Source organism: Streptomyces sp. NBC_00083, assembly GCF_026343295.1.
Taxonomy (GTDB): Bacteria; Actinomycetota; Actinomycetes; order Streptomycetales; family Streptomycetaceae; genus Streptomyces.
The window spans coordinates 76,765-89,247 of record NZ_JAPELY010000005.1 but is presented as its reverse complement, the minus strand read 5'-3'; the positions used below and the strand labels follow the sequence as shown (position 1 = coordinate 89,247).

The 12,483-nt window shown below is 68.9% G+C and carries 14 protein-coding genes; 2 read left to right on the top strand and 12 right to left on the bottom strand.

The features are described 5' to 3' along the window. Positions 1 to 40: 40 nt before the first annotated feature. The 11 genes from OOJ98_RS33050 to OOJ98_RS33000 all read right to left on the bottom strand — a co-directional run bounded on the left by OOJ98_RS33050 (position 41) and on the right by OOJ98_RS33000 (position 8,171). Positions 41 to 745: a ScbR family autoregulator-binding transcription factor gene (locus tag OOJ98_RS33050; RefSeq protein ID WP_267058822.1), complete on the bottom strand. Its 705-nt coding sequence runs from the start codon at positions 743 to 745 to the stop codon at positions 41 to 43. 43 nt (positions 746 to 788) lie between these two features. Further along, positions 789 to 1,160 (bottom strand): hypothetical protein, encoded by a 372-nt coding sequence (locus tag OOJ98_RS33045; protein WP_267058821.1) that lies wholly within the window; start codon positions 1,158 to 1,160, stop codon positions 789 to 791. Positions 1,161 to 1,232: 72 nt separating this feature from the next. After that, on the bottom strand, positions 1,233 to 2,096 hold the full coding sequence (locus OOJ98_RS33040; RefSeq protein WP_267058820.1) for an immunity 49 family protein: 864 nt from the start codon (positions 2,094 to 2,096) through the stop codon (positions 1,233 to 1,235). Between the two features lie 125 nt (positions 2,097 to 2,221). Further along, positions 2,222 to 2,593 carry a toxin-antitoxin system YwqK family antitoxin gene (locus OOJ98_RS33035; RefSeq protein WP_267058819.1) on the bottom strand — a complete coding sequence of 124 codons (372 nt, stop codon included), beginning with the start codon at positions 2,591 to 2,593 and terminating at the stop codon, positions 2,222 to 2,224. A 52-nt stretch (positions 2,594 to 2,645) separates the two neighbouring features. Next, positions 2,646 to 3,290, bottom strand: coding sequence for a hypothetical protein (locus OOJ98_RS33030; RefSeq protein WP_267058818.1), 645 nt, complete (start codon positions 3,288 to 3,290; stop codon positions 2,646 to 2,648). A 15-nt stretch (positions 3,291 to 3,305) separates the two neighbouring features. Beyond that, complete coding sequence (locus tag OOJ98_RS33025; protein ID WP_267058817.1) at positions 3,306 to 5,768, bottom strand: hypothetical protein; 2,463 nt, start codon at positions 5,766 to 5,768, stop codon at positions 3,306 to 3,308. Then, entirely contained in the window at positions 5,765 to 6,196 is a 432-nt protein-coding gene (locus tag OOJ98_RS33020) for a DUF6507 family protein (RefSeq protein ID WP_267058816.1), read from the bottom strand. Before OOJ98_RS33020 ends, OOJ98_RS33025 begins: the two co-directional genes overlap by 4 nt. 52 nt (positions 6,197 to 6,248) lie before the next feature. Then, on the bottom strand, positions 6,249 to 6,560 hold the full coding sequence (locus tag OOJ98_RS33015; RefSeq protein WP_267056390.1) for a pore-forming ESAT-6 family protein: 312 nt from the start codon (positions 6,558 to 6,560) through the stop codon (positions 6,249 to 6,251). Between the two features lie 18 nt (positions 6,561 to 6,578). Further along, positions 6,579 to 6,914 (bottom strand): hypothetical protein, encoded by a 336-nt coding sequence (locus OOJ98_RS33010; RefSeq protein WP_267056391.1) that lies wholly within the window; start codon positions 6,912 to 6,914, stop codon positions 6,579 to 6,581. 175 nt (positions 6,915 to 7,089) lie between these two features. Further along, on the bottom strand, positions 7,090 to 7,338 hold the full coding sequence (locus tag OOJ98_RS33005; RefSeq protein ID WP_267058815.1) for a DUF397 domain-containing protein: 249 nt from the start codon (positions 7,336 to 7,338) through the stop codon (positions 7,090 to 7,092). 2 nt (positions 7,339 to 7,340) lie between these two features. Continuing rightward, positions 7,341 to 8,171 (bottom strand): helix-turn-helix transcriptional regulator, encoded by an 831-nt coding sequence (locus OOJ98_RS33000; protein WP_267058814.1) that lies wholly within the window; start codon positions 8,169 to 8,171, stop codon positions 7,341 to 7,343. A gap of 156 nt (positions 8,172 to 8,327) precedes the next feature. Here OOJ98_RS33000 and OOJ98_RS32995 point away from each other — a divergent pair, with 156 nt between their 5' ends. Together OOJ98_RS32995 and OOJ98_RS32990 are read left to right on the top strand one after the other, a co-directional pair. Further along, entirely contained in the window at positions 8,328 to 8,753 is a 426-nt protein-coding gene (locus OOJ98_RS32995) for a hypothetical protein (protein WP_267058813.1), read from the top strand. Between the two features lie 428 nt (positions 8,754 to 9,181). Further along, complete coding sequence (locus OOJ98_RS32990; protein ID WP_267058812.1) at positions 9,182 to 10,573, top strand: glycosyltransferase family 39 protein; 1,392 nt, start codon at positions 9,182 to 9,184, stop codon at positions 10,571 to 10,573. A gap of 18 nt (positions 10,574 to 10,591) precedes the next feature. Here OOJ98_RS32990 and OOJ98_RS32985 read toward each other — a convergent pair whose 3' ends face one another. Then, positions 10,592 to 12,295, bottom strand: coding sequence for a serine/threonine-protein kinase (locus OOJ98_RS32985; protein WP_267058811.1), 1,704 nt, complete (start codon positions 12,293 to 12,295; stop codon positions 10,592 to 10,594). Between the last annotated feature and the right edge of the window lie 188 nt (positions 12,296 to 12,483).

Below are 12,483 nucleotides of genomic sequence, written 5' to 3'. Positions count from 1 at the left end.
CCGCGCCCGGGAATGCCCACCAACTGGCGCCAGGGCAGCCCTACTTCGCCCCCGGCCCCCGCGCGCCCCCGGCATCCGCCACGCCTGCCGCTTCCGCCAGGTCAGCCGCATCCGCCCCAGCTTCCGCATCGGCCGCGCCGGGAAGCACGACCGACAGGATCTCCCGTACGCGCTCGGCGATGTCGGCTCGGTCGTTCATCACCCAGGACATGTGCTGCGCGCCGAAGAACGCGGAGACGAGCACGCGCCCGACCGCCTCGGGATCGTGGCCGCCCGGCAGGGCGCCCTCCGCGTGGGCGGCCCGCAGCAGGCCGGTGACCGTCTCCGTGTAGCCGACGAACGGGGCCGGCAGGTCCGTCTCGATGAGGGACTGCTCGATCTGGAGCCTGGCGCCGGCCCGGATGACCTCGTCGTCACGGAACAACACACCGGTACGGACGAGGAGTTCGGCGAGCGTGGCCAGCGGGGGCAGCGCCTGGTCCGTCACCTGCTGCGCGGAGGCCCGCAGGCGTACGTAGAACTCCTCGGTCACGGCGGCGGCGAGGGCGCCCTTGTTGGCGAAGTGGAAGTAGACCGCGCCCTTGGTCGCACCCATCAGCTCGGCCACGTCGAGGATGGTGGTCGCCGGATACCCCTTGTCCGCGAAGGCCCGCGCCGCCGCGTCCAGGATGAGTCCCCGGGTCCGGACGGCGCGCTCCTGCTTGAGATCGGCGACGGCGGGCTTCGGGCGGGGTCGTATGGTCATAGTTTCACCATACCTTCCTGAAGGTATGTTCCCGGGCGGGCCCTCAGGCAGGGACGAAGGCGTCCTCGTGGGCCCCGTCCAGGATGAACCCGTTGTCGAAACGGACCCGCACGCTCACGCGGGGCCCCCGCTCCTGGAAGGCGGTCCAGGCGGGCTCCAGGGCGCGGACCTTCTCTTCGAGCTGCTTCCTGCTCTCCGGGGGCATCCCGTCCCCGAAGGAGTCGAGCAGCGACTTGAGCCGCTCGTACTCGCGTACGTCGTCGTCCTCGTCCTGCTCACCGACGACCTGCTCGACGGTCCCGCCGGTGCCCGCCGCCAGGGCCAGGAACCCGATGACGACCCCCGACACCTCGGCCGAATCCGTCAGCCGGGTGTCCGCCGCCAGCACCACCCGCTGGCCCGCCTTCAGAGTCATCTGCTCCCCATCTCCGCTGTCCGCCTGCTTCGGCGACGTACGAGGTCCCGCCGTCGCCGCCAGGAGATCACATCAGGTGGGGAACTCGCCGAGCCAGCTGCGGTCGAGGAGGTTTTCGGGGAGGTATTCGGATTGCACTTCGATGGGTTGTCCGGCGTCGTGGGCGAGGCAGGCGAGGGCGAGGGGGGCGAGGGCGACGGCTCCGTCGAGGTCTTCGCGGCGTTCTTCGTCTTCGGTCCAGTATTCGTGGTGGAGCTGGACGGCCTGGATCAGGGCTTCGTTGAACTTCTCCTGGTCCTGGGTGATGAAGCGGTAGAAGAGGTTGAGTGGGGGATAGAGGATTTTGAGCATGAGCTCGCGGTCGACGAAGCGGAGGTTCTGGGGGTCGGTGCCGTCGAAGGCGGCGACCAGTTTTTCGCCGAGGTCGGGGCGTTGGAGCCAGTAGGCCTGGAGGGCTTGGACCCAGGCGTAGATGTACTCCTCGAAATCCGCTCCTGACGCCCACAGTTGTTCGACGGACACCTTGCAGAGCTGCGTCATGCGCTCCTGCTCACGGCAGATGACCGCGAGCCAGAACGCCTGCAGCCATGTGCCGGCGTCCGTGAAGTGTTTGGGTTCCCCGAGCGCGGGGATGGTCCGGGGCTTGTGCGCGATCATGCACTCGACGGTGGAGCCCTCGGGCGCGGCGGCCGAGGCGAACAGTGCTGCCCCGGTCTGCATGGCGGCCACCCACGCCTCCCACGTCTCGCTCGTGCGCGCGGTCGGGTCGTGCAGGCAGTGGATGTACGCGGTGCTGAGCGTCTTGCTGAACGTGAGACCGAACATATTAGGGGACCGCTCGATGCGCTCGATCTCCCTCAGCGTCCGGGCGTCGAGCCCACGGAGCAACTCCGCCGAGTCGTCACACGGCTTGTACGGGGTCCTGGAAATCTTCATCGGCATGCGCTCCATCATCCGTCCCTTCGCGACCGGGCGCGTCCCAGGACTGGCCGTCCCTCGCCGTGGTCCCCGCCTATGGAGTTCCGAGCCGGCCGCACCGCTATTCCCCCTCGGGCTGGGGTTCACCGGTCCTGGGGCCACCATGCGCGTGTGGGATGGCCGTTCTCATCCCACCGGAGCTCTTCGAGGAGGGACAGACCGTCCTGACCGAAGACTTTCCGCGAAGCGAGCACTCCATTGGCGTGCCATGCCTTAAATTCCCCGGCGGGCAGGCCTTCCCGCACCTGCCCCTCCGAACGCAGGGTGCCGTCCGGGTACCACTCCCGCGACCAGCCGTCCAGAACACCCTCCGAGTACTCGTCCAGGCTCACCAGTTTTCCGGCCGAATACTCGGCGACTTCCCCGCTGAACAACTCGCCTCGGGAGAGCAGGCGTTGGGAGTCATCCATGTCCACGTCGGGGCCGTCGATGTCGATCCTGCGTGTCGTACCCATCAGGGAATCCAGTTTGCGTCAGCTGGCGACCCGCGGGCCGGGACCTCCCGCGTTAGCCGATGTCCGCGTCGGTGACATCCAGCCCCCGTCCGTCGATGATGTCAGTGGCGGCTAGCCCGTAGCCCTCCGCATGCCCGTAGTACGTCGGCTCGCCGGGTTGGGCCTCGACGCCGAGTAGCTGAACGAGCTCCTCAAGAGCTGACGCGAGTCGCGGCGCGTTGGCGGCATGAATGGCCGGGTGCGGCTCACCCCGGAAATCGCACGCAGCCCATACATCGTGATGCACGGAAAGTTCGGCCCAAGGCCCGATCTCGTCCGGTGACACCATCAACTCGACAAGACGATTCTCTCTGTGCCGCGCGCCGCTCGCATCGAGCCATACGCCGAAGCCCCGTACGAAGATCCCGCCGATTTCCGCGTGCGGATAACCGGACGGCCGGCAGGCATGGATTCGATCCGGCAAGTCCGGATCGTCAAGTGAGCGTCCCACAAGGGAAATGCGGCTATGAATCCCAAGTCCGCCCCTTCCGGTCTCAAACCAGCTCCACTCAAGCCCGTGCGGCTCCAGTAGCGCATGCTTCTGCAGCACCGCAGACATGCGCCCCGCAGTCCGGAGCGCGGGTTCTAGTCCGGGCTCATCGATATCGTCCAGATCCCAGAACCAAGAGCCGGACTCCTTTGGTGCGCGCATCAGCATGTTTGTCGATCTTCCTTACCGCTTCATGGCATTCGTCGGGTAGACGGTGACAGAACCATCGTCAAACCTTAGCTCAAAATAAGCGTTAGTGCGGTCGGCGGCCCGTTGCACAGCTTCGATATCACGCTCCGTCAGCTCGCTTCGGGGGCCTTTGATGTCCAAAATTCCAGCCTTTATATCGACCCCTTCCCCACTCAATTGATGACCCGCGATCTTCTTCACGGCTGATCTGATGCCTGCCACACTGTCCACGTCTTTGAGCTGGGCGCCGTATTCTATTCGCCCATCGCCGCGAATCAGGACATCGAGATCAAGGTTTTCGTCCGGGATCTTGAGCTCGAATTCAACATTATGCTCCCCCCTGCTCTGGAGCTCTGCGGCGTGCTCCATTGCTTGGTGCACGGCAGGGAGCATGCCGCGCCGCTTCACCTGGTAAAGGAGGCCTTCGCGGTGACTGAAATTCGGAACGTCCGCGAATCGGCCGCTCGAAATGTAATCGGCAACTGCGGCTCCGTATTCCGACTTTCGCAGCTGCGTCAGCATGCGCTCCTGGTCCACCACAGATATTTTCATGTCCTTGAGCGCCTCCGCGATGGCCGGCTCCTGCTCAGGGCGCATAGGCCCACTGGGCTGCTGACCTATCCGGTCACCTTCCAGGACTACCCCGGGCTGCCGCTCAGGACGACCGGAGTCGCCTCCCGGGCCGTCATCGCCCCCGCCCCCGTCGTGGCCCGCGCCGCCGGTCCCGCCGTGCTCGCCGGGGACGTGCCCCGCGTCGTCGCCGACTCCGCCGCCGTGGCCCGGCTCGTGCCCGCCGGAGCCTCCGTCGTGCCCGCCCGTCCCGTGCCCACCGGAGTGCGCGCCGGTGTCCGCCGTGTGGCCCGCCGCGTGCCCCGCCGTGTCGCCCGCGGACGGGGTTCCGCCGCGGTTGCCGCCGGTCGCGCCCCGGTCGAGGTCGTTCGCCGCGCCGTGGCCCAGGTCATGGGCCGTGCCCCCCGGCGTGTGGCCCGCCGTGCCGCCCGGGGTGCGGGGGCCCGGGGTCGTCGGGTGGTCGCCGACGTGGCCCGCGCGGTCGCCCGCGCCGACGAGCACCGGCTCCTTCACCCCGCCCGGCACCGTCGCGTCCACGTGCGGCAGCGAGCTCTTCAGGCGGGCGATGTCGTCCGCGCTGAGTTCGACCTTCGCGGGCGCCACCGTGCCGTCCGGCTTGTAGACCTTGCCGTCGTCGAGGTTGAGCCGGCTGCCGCCGGGCCACTCGATGTAATTGCCCTTCACCACCGGGACGTCCGCGGTCTTCGGGTACGCGGCGTCGAAGTCGTACTTGCCGCCGTTCGCCATGAGGTCCGCGTACCGGCCGTTGGTGATGTTCTTGAGGTTCCCGAACAGGTCGCCGACCTTGATGACGCCGAACTTCCCGGCCTTCGCCACGTACGTCATCGGGTCGACGACCTTCGCGACCTTGCCCGTCACCGATAGGACCTTCGCCACGGCGCCGCCCTTGGCCGCGCTGCCCGCGCCGCCGGTGAAGACGGTGGTCAGGACGTTGAAGGTGACGCCGCCCGCGGCCCGCGCGGGGTTCTTGCCCCACTCGTCCCAGGCGACCAGCGCCTTGCCGGTCTCCTTCATCGCCGTACGCGAATCCCGCAGCCAGCTCGGCAGGTCCTTGTCCGGGACGGCCCAGTACGCGGCTCCGAGCGGGGTCGCCGTGATCACCAGGCCTGTGGCCAGCTTCGCCAGCCCCGTCCAGGCCTGGCCCGCCTTGTCCCAGCCGTCGGTGCCGACCAGCGTGCCGAGGCCCTTGATGGTGCCCCAGACGCCGTCGACGATGAACCCGTCCCACACGAACGACTTCGTCTGCTCCCACAACCAGCGCGCACCCGTGTACTCCCGCTGGGCGTAGCCGCCCCACGGGGTCTCCTCGGCGTGCTTCAGCGCATCGGCGGAGTACCCGTACATGCCGGGCTTGTGGCTGCCGTCGTCCACCGTCAGCTTGCTGCCGCCGACCAGAGCGGTGATCTTGTCGTGGCAGGCGCGCTCGGCGTCCGTGAACGCGGCGATCGTCGCGGCGACATCGTCCATCAACTGCTTGTTGTGGTCGATCTTCTTCTGGTCGCGGCGCCAGTGGTCGTCCCCGGCGATGCTGTCGGTGAACGCGAACGCGTCCGTCCGCAGATTCTGCAACTTCGTTACCAGCGGCCGGACTTGGGTCTCATACTCCGTCAGCGCGGCGGCGGCCTTCTCCAGGCCGTCGGCGAAGTCGTCCGCCTTCGTCTTGACGGGGAGTGTGGTCGCGAAGAGCTGGTCGGCCTCGGGTGCCTGGTAGCAGGCGGACAGCCCCTGGAACTCCTTGTGTACGTTCGCGCCGCCGTCGCGGAAGTCGCCGGCCTGTTTGGTGAGGGCGGCGGCGTCCTTGGTGAGCTGTTCCAGATTGCCGGTGAACATGGGGATGCCGCCGGGCTCGATGACATCCTTGCTCACTTGTGGGCCTCCGGCTTGGACGCGTCAGGGTTGGGCTCGACCGGTTTGCCGTCGGGCCCGAGCTCCTGGCCCTTGTCGTTGACGACGGGCTCCTTGACGGCCTGGCTCTGCTTGTTCGCGGCCATGTCGAGGTCGCCCTTCACGTACTCCGTCGTCGCGTCATAGGCGCCCTGGAGCGAGTGCTGGGTGCGCACCGCGATGTAGCCGAGCTCCTGCGCCTTGTGCTGCATGAACTCGCCGAGGGCGCCGCCCACCGGGCCCATCGGGGCCTCACCGCAGGTCGGCCCCGAGATCGTGCCCGCCGACGTCGCCGCCGACTTCAAGCTCTCCTGCATCGCCGTTCCGGCCTTCGACATGGCCTCGGCCGCGGTGGCCGTCTTCTGCAGCACGCCGGACACCCCGGCCGGTTTGATGTCCCACCCCGTCACCGAACCCCACCCCCGTCAGTCATTCACACCACCGCGGACCGCACCGGCCGACTCAGCCGATGGCGTCGACGGCCGCCTTCGCCTTCGACAGGGTCGAGTGGGCGGTGCCGTCGTTGAGTTCGAGCGTGCTGCGGACGAGGCGGATGATCTCGCGCACCTCGCCGGCTGCCTTGTTCCAGCGCAGTTCCTTGCCGTGGTACTCGTCCGACACACCGTCGGCGGTGAACTCGGCCATGGCCGCCTTCACGGCACGGTCACGGTCGTTCAGGACGCGCTCCAGGTGCCCGACGATCGCGGCGAGACCGCCCTGCACCTCGGTCGAGGCGCCGGTGTCATAGCTGCGCCGGTCCAGATTCTGACCCATGATCTGTCTCCCCCGGGATTAGTGACGGGCGCCGAAGCGCGCCGCGTCGAAGTTCGCCGACGCCATGTTCTGGTGGGCGTTCGACTCCTGCTCGTGGTCACCGGCACCGAACGCGCCGTCCATCCCGGACTGACCGCCCAGAATGTCCTGGAGCGACCCGTTCAGGTCGTTGGTGATCTCGTCGGCATGATTCTTGAACGAGTCGAACGCGACCTTCCCGGCCCCGTTGAACTTCCCCTCCAACGGATCCGCAGCAGCGATCAACTGCCGGATCAACGAACCGAGATCACCACTCGAACCCTCGGTGCTCTTCCCCAGATCGGACAGAGTCGTGGACCCCATGTCGAACTTCACGCGCACACCCCCGTAAACGATGTAACCGGCCTGCCTGGACATCACGAACCGTCACACGTGCCTCGCGCGACGACTTACATGTCTATCGAACGCGTGTCGCAGGTGCAATGTGGTGTCGTCGCAGATTCGTCACGGCGTGGCTGCGCGGTGTGGCTGCGCCGCGCGGCAGGTGGGTTCAGCCGGCCGGGACGCCTTCCCAGCTGAGGAAGGACGTCCATGTGCCCGGGGCGACGGTGAGTGAGGGGCCGTCGGTCACCTTCGAGTCCCGCACGTGGACGGCTTCGCAGCAGGTCGCCACCTCTACGCACTGGCCGCCGCTGTCGCTGCTGTACGAGGACTTGCGCCAGTTGGCAGCCACCTCGATGCACTGGCCCCCACTGTCGTCGCTGTAGCTGGACTTGAACCACCGCAGGGTGCTGCTCATCTCTACTCTCCTGCCAACTCCTTGATGCGACCCAGTGATTCGCGAGGACCCAGGGCCTGTGCTCGGATCTTCGCATAGCGTCGTGCGTATGTGCTCACCTTTGCTGGGTCGGTGATGAGGAGGCTCTCGTCCTGCACTTCCAGGTATCCGAGACGGTCATGCCCTGGAGTCTCCAACAAGGTGATCCCGCCTCGGGCACCGGCGTGTTCACCGCTCGTCCCGCAATCGCTCGGGAGCACGTGGAGGTTGACATTGCGTCGGTGCGAACACTCGATGAGGTGCTGCATCTGGTTCTTCATGACGTCAGCGCTGCCGATCGTCCTCCGTAACACCGCCTCCTCCAGGATCAGCTCAATCGAGATGATCGGCTGTCGATCGAAGAGAGCCTGTCGTTCCATGCGGGCCTGGACCAGCTCTTCTACTCTCTGCTCGGACAGAGGCGGGTAGCCGCCGCCGATCAACGCCCGCGCGTACTCCTCCGTCTGGAAGAGTCCGTTGATGACCAGGGTTTCGTACATCTGGAGCACGACGGCGCTCTGCTCCAACGGCGCGAAGTCCTTGAACTGGTCCGGGTACTTCTCCAGCCGTACGGCAGCACGGGCGTCCTCGAAGATGCCCATGCCGTCGCCGAGGACGCGTTCCAACTCGACCAGCATCTGATCGCTCGCGGGCTGGGCCAAGGTTTCCATGGCGCTCACCGCGGCCCCCGAGAAGCCCAGCTCGGCTCCCAATCGGTCCTGGGACCAGCCCTTCCTCACTCGCAATTTGCGGGCGAGTTTGGCGACCATCTGCGCCATGGGCCCGGCCGTTTCCTTGTTTTCCGCTCGTGCCATACGTGATCACGCTCCGACTCAACCGGACTCAACCGGTCACGACTCAGCCCCGCCGAATTCGACCTGGCCCTCGGGGAGTTGAGGCTGGTCAACGGCTCCCCAACGGTCCCCGTACGGTCATGGAAAACGCTAGCGGGGTGGCCCCACACTGTCCCCGTGGATGCACACATCGATGAGGTGAATCTCGACTGGATTCCGCTCTCCGGGTTCCAGCTCAGAAAAGCGGGCGTTCAATTCGACGCCGTACGGATCAACGGGGACGCCGGGCGCTGTGTGGCGGATGTGATGGAGGAGCTGACCGGGGGCGACCCGGGGCCGATCGTCGCGGACGCGCTCGGGTGGCGGGCGGTGTACTTCCTGGTGCCGCCGCGCAGTACGTCGCACCGGGCGTGGCCGGTGGTGGCCACGCCGTTCAACGCGGGGCGGGGGAAGGTGAGTTTCGTGCCGGTGCCGGCGCTGAGGGGCCACACCTGGCCCCTGTCGTGGCGATGCCCGCCCTCGGGGCCGGACCGGTTCGTGCACACGCCGCTGCTCAACTCGGTGGTGAGTCAGGTCGGGCGGTTCACGGACGGTTCCGCCTGAGACCCGGACGCCGACGACGGGCGGGGCGCCCGGCCCGTGGCCGAACTCCCCGCTCCGCGCGGAGGGTGTCACCGCTGTCGGCCTTTTTTCGGAACGGAATCGGCAAAGCGGAATCCACGCAACTCATCCCGGGATCCGCACCGGCACGGAGTTCCCCGCTCAAGTGGAATGCCGGGCGGGGTGTAACGGGTTCCGGCCAGTCCGGGCTGGAATTTCGTGGTGTTGTCGGGGGCCCGCATACTCCTGTGGTCAATGAATGCAGATCACGTACATCCGTGAATTGGGGGCCATCACCCGTCGACAGAGCTGCTCCCCTGCATGACCGCACTCTGCGCACGGGAGTACCTCGTATGGCATCAACTCCGTTCAGGGCACGCTTCTTTCGCGGGCGCTGTGCATTGTGGATTCCTCTTCTTCCGGCGGTCCTCATGCTCGGTGTCGGGCTGTGGGGGATAACCCGCCAGGAGACCATGTGGCGGGACGAGGCCGCGACGTGGCAGGCGTCGCAGCGTTCCGTCCCGGAGTTGTGGCACCTCGTGCAGCACGTCGATGTCGTGCACGGTCTCTACTACCTGCTGATGCACGGCGTGTTCGCCGTCTTCGGCGACAGCCTGCCCGTTCTGCGCCTGCCGTCCGTCCTGGCGATGGCGGGCGCGGCGGCGTTCGTCGCCCGGATCGGGGCCCAACGGGGCGGTGCGGCAACGGGGTTGTGCGCGGGCTTCGCGCTCGCCCTCGTACCGGCGGTCCAGAACTACGCGCAGGAAGGGCGCTCGTACGCCCTGGTGACCCTCGGGGCCGCGTGCGGCACGTGGCTCCTCGTCGGCCTGCTGGAGCGCCCGGGGCGCGCGGTGCGGTGGGCGGCGTACGCGGGGGTCGTCCTGGTCGCCGCCTGGCTCAACTGGTTCGCCCTGCTCCTGCTGCCCGCGCACGCCGTCGCCGTGCTGTGCGCGCGGCCGGGGCGGGCCGTCGTCGTGCGCTGGACGCTGGCCTCGGCGGTGGCCGTGGCCGGAACGCTCCCGCTGATCCTGCGCAGCCGCGACCAGTCGGTCCAGGTCTCCTGGATCAAGCCGCTCACCCCGGGGTCCCTGACCGTGCCCGCGCTCATGGTCGTCGGCGGGGTGGTCTGTGCCTGGGTGAGCCGGACACGGGCCGGAGGGGACCAGGACCGGAAGCGGGACAGAGGGCAGGGGCGGGTGTCGCTCGCGGCGGTCGCGCTTCCCCTGCTCGCGCTCCCGCAGGCCGCGCTGCTCACGGTCTCCCTCGCCAAGCCGCTCTACGTCGACCGTTACATCCTCTTCTCGCACCTGGGTCTCGCCCTGCTGATCGGCGCGGCGGCCGCCCGTGGGTGCCGGGCCCTGGCGCGCCCCGGGGTCGCGGTGGCCGTGTGCGTGGGCGCCCTGGGCTTCGTCCTGCTCCCCGTCGAGCTGGGGCAACGGGGGCCGGCGAGCCGCGTCGACGACGTGATCGCGCCCGCGAACCTCGTGGCGGACGCGGCGCGCGCCGGGGACGGGGTGCTGTTCATACCGGCCGCACGGCGTGACACCGCTCTTGTGGCGCCGGCCAAGTTCGCCGGTCTCCACGATGTCGCGCTGCTCCAAAGCCCGGTGGAATCGGGCACGTTGAAGGGGGTCGAGAAGGATCCGGCCGACATAGCGGCGGGGGTGGCGGCGCATCGGCGCGTCCTTCTCGTCACCGATGCGGAGGGGGGCTCGACCAGGGAGGCCGACCGGGCCAAGCGGCGGGCGCTCGACGCGTACTTCGTCTGCGTGGCGGACACGCGTGTCCACGGGCGGCGGGTCGCGGTGTATGAGCGGCGGTGAGCCGGCTCGCGGGGGCGCTCAGTCCTTCTCGTAGTCGAGGAACTCGCCGGTCTCCGCCGTCAGGCGGTGCAGGCGGCCGTCCGGCAGGAGGCTGATGGTGCTCGGCTTTCCGGGGTTGCAGGCGCCGGTGGAGCCGGGGGCCACAGTGGACGGGCCGATTTGGAGCTGGGAGTTGCGGGTGGTGGGGGACGACGTCAGGCGGGCCTGGAAGACGCAGTGGTAGCCGCTGCCCTGCGCGGTGAGCGTCAGGATCGTGTCGCCCGTGCTGCCCGCGCGGATGACGAGGTCGCGGGGGTCCTCGCCGGTGGCCGTGGGGACCGTGGCCGTCCACGCGCCGATGTACTGGTGCGGTACGGAGCCCGGGGTGAAGGGGGAGGTGTCCTTGCTCGGACTCCCGGACGGCGAGGGGGAGTTGGGGGTGCCGGTGGAGGAGGCCGTGGGCCGCTTGTCGTCCGAGCCCCCGTTCAGGGAGTCGCCGCTCATGAACGCGTACACGGAGCCGCCGGCGCCGACCGCCACCACCAGGGCTACCGCGATCAGCGCCACCGTGGACTTGGTGCTGCGGCTGGGCGGGGGCTCCGGGGCGTAGGGGGTGGAGAGGGAGGGCGGATAGTCGTACGCGGCCTGGTCCGTGGGGAGGGGGGCCGGGGGAGCGGACCGCGGTACGAAGGTGGATGTGTGCGGGGGCGCGGGTATGTCGGCGTGGGCGGCCGGGGGGTGGGGGGTCTCCGCGGGCTGCGGCGCCCCGGGGGGTGCGACCCGGGTGCTCGTGGTGCCGGTGCGGGCGGTGGTGGTCGTCGCGCCCGGGTCCTCCATGTCGAGCAACTGGGCGGCGTGACTGCCCAGTTGGGCGACGAGCGGGGCGGGCAGCCACGGGTCGGTGGCGTGGCCGGGGAGGCGGGAGAGGATCTGGTCGAGGCCGGGTCGGGCGGCCGGATCCTTGTGGAGACAGTCGCGTATGAGGTCCTGGAGCGAGTCGGGTACGCCGTCGAGGGAGGGCGGCTCCTGCGCGATGCGGAACATCTGCGCGTGCGGCCCGCTCGACGCCTCGCCGAACGGCAGCCGGCCGCTCGCCGCGTACGCGAGGACCGAGCCGAGGCAGAACACGTCGCAGGCCGGGGTGATCCGGTCGCCCCGCACCTGCTCGGGGGCCATGAAGCCCGGCGAGCCGACGAGCGCGCCGGCGCGGGTGAGGGTGCCGTCCGCACCGCTCTCCAGGGCGCGGGCGATGCCGAAGTCGATGACGCGGGGCCCGTCGATGGTGATGAGGACGTTGGACGGCTTGAGGTCGCGGTGGACGATGCCGGCGCCGTGGATGTCCTTGAGCGCGAGGGTCAGGCCGCGGGCCAGGACGCGTACGGAGTGGTCGGGGAGGGGGCCGTGCGGGCCCTTCACGACGGCCTGGAGGGACGGGCCCGCGATGTAGCCGGTGGCGATCCAGGGGGCGGGGGCCTCGGTGTCGGCGTCCAGGACGGGGGCGGTCCAGGCGCCGCCGACGCGGAGTGCGGCGCGGACTTCCTGGCGGAAGCGGGCGCGGAACTCGTCCTGGTCGGCGAGGTCGGGGCGGACCAGCTTGACGGCGACCGTGCGGTTGCGGTCGGAGCGGGCGAGGTAGACCTGGCCCATGCCGCCTGCGCCCAGGCGGGCGAGGAGGCGGTACGTGCCTATTCGCTCGGGGTCGCCGGGTTCGAGCCGCTGCGTGCTGCCCGGGGCCGTGCTCATGCGGGGCTCACCTTTCGGGGGCGCTTCGTCGTGCCGACGTCGTGAGGATAGTCCGGCTCCCTCGGCAGGGTGCTCGGCCGCGGCCTCTTCAGCCCGCTCGGCTGCTCAACCTGGCTTATGCAGGCCACCTCAGCCCGTCCGGCGTTTGAGGACGAGCGCGCTTTAGCCTGTCCGGCGTTTGAGGACGA

Excerpts from the sequence above, each read along its gene's own strand:
- OOJ98_RS33050 (WP_267058822.1), bottom strand. The coding sequence starts at position 745 with ATGACCATACGACCCCGCCCGAAGCCCGCCGTCGCCGATCTCAAGCAG.
- OOJ98_RS33045 (WP_267058821.1), bottom strand. The coding sequence starts at position 1,160 with ATGACTCTGAAGGCGGGCCAGCGGGTGGTGCTGGCGGCGGACACCCGG.
- OOJ98_RS33040 (WP_267058820.1), bottom strand. The coding sequence starts at position 2,096 with ATGAAGATTTCCAGGACCCCGTACAAGCCGTGTGACGACTCGGCGGAG.
- OOJ98_RS33035 (WP_267058819.1), bottom strand. The coding sequence starts at position 2,593 with ATGGGTACGACACGCAGGATCGACATCGACGGCCCCGACGTGGACATG.
- OOJ98_RS33030 (WP_267058818.1), bottom strand. The coding sequence starts at position 3,290 with ATGCTGATGCGCGCACCAAAGGAGTCCGGCTCTTGGTTCTGGGATCTG.
- OOJ98_RS33015 (WP_267056390.1), bottom strand. The coding sequence starts at position 6,560 with ATGGGTCAGAATCTGGACCGGCGCAGCTATGACACCGGCGCCTCGACC.
- OOJ98_RS33005 (WP_267058815.1), bottom strand. The coding sequence starts at position 7,338 with ATGAGCAGCACCCTGCGGTGGTTCAAGTCCAGCTACAGCGACGACAGT.
- OOJ98_RS33000 (WP_267058814.1), bottom strand. The coding sequence starts at position 8,171 with ATGGCACGAGCGGAAAACAAGGAAACGGCCGGGCCCATGGCGCAGATG.
- OOJ98_RS32990 (WP_267058812.1), top strand. The coding sequence starts at position 9,182 with ATGCTCGGTGTCGGGCTGTGGGGGATAACCCGCCAGGAGACCATGTGG.
- OOJ98_RS32985 (WP_267058811.1), bottom strand. The coding sequence starts at position 12,295 with ATGAGCACGGCCCCGGGCAGCACGCAGCGGCTCGAACCCGGCGACCCC.